Source organism: Liquorilactobacillus mali KCTC 3596 = DSM 20444, from assembly GCF_000260415.1.
Taxonomy (GTDB): domain Bacteria; phylum Bacillota; class Bacilli; order Lactobacillales; family Lactobacillaceae; genus Liquorilactobacillus; species Liquorilactobacillus mali.
Genome location: NZ_BACP01000080.1, coordinates 1 through 2387 on the forward strand (window position 1 = coordinate 1; position 2387 = coordinate 2387).

Here is a 2387-nt window from a genome sequence, read left to right on the forward strand (position 1 = left end):
CAATCGTTGAAGTCTGGGCAATTAACCCTAGAGCAGTATTATCAGCAGCTTGAAGAAAACTATCAAAGCCAATCAGTGACAATTACCAATTTGAACCAAAGAGTTAATGAATTGGCATCAAGCGGAATCTTTATTGATATTTCAAGTAACAATGAAGATACATCAGTTGAATGGTTTACTAAAGTCGCAAGTTATGGTGCTAAATACTTAATGGTCAAATTAACACAGTCAACTGATTACGTGAATCAAGTTGCAACTGCACAAATAGAGAATGGTAGCACGGCAGGGCTAAGCTTAATAGGCTGCTACCATTATTTCATGGGAAATGGAGTAGCAGAAGGGCAAGCTTTTTTAGCACAATTGCAAGCTAAAGGCATACAGAAAACAGCTATAGTAGCGCTTGATATTGAGGATAGTTCAATTAATCCAATACTAGAAAATGCAACTTTAACTAAATCAGAATTAAATGCGCAAATAGCGGCATTCTACAAGGTCTTAACCGATGCAGGATATATAAACACTTGTGATTATGCAAGTATCAGTAGCTTTGGATTATGGTTTGATTCATCAGCAAAATTGAAATGGATTTCTGATTGGGATATATCTAGTAAGCCCGCTGGTGCAGATGCATGGCAATTCACAAATGATTGGAACAATTTAGGTGTTGACGCTAGTTATGCATATAATCAAATATTTATCTAGGAGGATAATTTATGGGAATATTTAACAATCCCCCATCGGGATTTCAAAATGGAGAATTTTGGGTTTGGCTACTGAATACCATATCAGCCGCAAACGGAGAAACTGAAGCAATTAATCAACGGATTAATAATGGTGGAGTGTCTGCTCAAAGCGATGAGGTATCAAATGCTAGAACAGATGCTCACGGATATAATTACGGTTCACTCGCTCCAAGAATTGATGCAACACAAATTGAAGCTGAAAATGCTTTGGCACAAGTTTCGTCAAAAGCAAATGCAAAAGATGTTCAAGAAATGATAGCAATGATTATGTCAGCATCACCACGTGACGTTCTGTCAAGTGTAGATGAAATGACTACTAAATATCCAAAAGGAACTGATTCTAGTGGATCATACCTGATTATTGTAAATTCTACAGATGGATATTGGTATTACTGGAACGGGGCTTCATGGACAAAAGGAACTCAATTCTTAACACCAGAAGATTCAACCACTGTGACAGCTTTGAAAGCTTTGCTGTTTGATATGACACCCTATGCATATGGATGGATTGAACATTTTGGAACAAACACTCGTAATGTTATAGATCAGTCGGCATTAGTTTCTGGCTATTTTAATTCAGATGGCCAACAGACAAGCACTAGTTGGAAACACAGCCCATTGCTATATTTAGAAGCATCTAAGATTACTGTCTACACTGTTTCTTCAACATACGTCACCTTTTTCGATAAAGCAAAAACGTTTATTGCAAATCAAACTTTAACAGGATTAAGTGATTCCACACCAGGGTACCAAACGTTAACAGCTCCCACTAATGCAGCTTTCTTTGCAATTAATGTTCTAGCCGCACAAGCAGGCACCTTAACTTGTACTTTTGGAAATGTCGGAACCACAATTACAACCGCAGCAACCACAATTGGGATTAAAAGAAATCTTTTCATGCCGAGCACGGTAGTAGTTGTTGATCCCAATCCTGCTAGAGGAGATTTCCAAACTATTTCTGATGCAGTTTCAATAGTCCCTGATGGGTACACGCTTCTAATAATGCCAGGAACATATTCTGAAAATCTACATTTAGCTGCTAGAAATCTTAACTTAATCGGAACAAACAAAGAAAACACTATTATATTAAGCACAAGTAACAGTCGGAGCAATCCACCACTTGAAGCGTGTGCCGGATACTTCAAGAATCTAACTTTCTATGCTCAACGGCCAGCAAATGCTGCGGATACGAGTGCAATGCCATATGGAGCCCACATTGATTTTGACAATGAAGCTAATCAATCACTTGTATTTGAAAACTGTGCTTTCAAATCTGATTGGAACGCTGGCGTAGGCGTAGGCATGCGCGCTGGTTTTAAATTGGCATTTAAGAGATGCGACATTGTTTCAACATACGCTGATCAAGGTGCTTTATTCTTTCACGACTCAACTAATTCAGACCTTGCAGGTTACTATCAGCTAAAAATAGATGACTGCGACATAACAGCAGCAGGAAAATACGCAATTATTGCAATGGGTATCGGCTTGAGTGGAAATAATCTTGATTTAGTGGCTACAAGGAACAGCCTTTGGTCTGATACAAATGGTAAAGGAAATGACGCAATAGGTACTCAGCAACCAGATTCTACTAAATATCCAATTTCAACAGGCACAGGATTTGGTGGCACAGCAACAATAAAGCTT

2 protein-coding genes are annotated in these 2387 nt (G+C 38.5%); both read left to right on the forward strand.

What is annotated here, in order from left to right:
* Positions 1–702 (forward strand): GH25 family lysozyme (locus GSM_RS13510; protein ID WP_010078413.1); only part of this gene is annotated, 702 nt, incomplete at its 5' end.
* Positions 703–713: 11 nt separating this feature from the next.
* Positions 714–2387, forward strand: a 1674-nt coding sequence (locus tag GSM_RS13515) for a pectinesterase (protein ID WP_010078414.1), incomplete at its 3' end; no start/stop codon positions are given.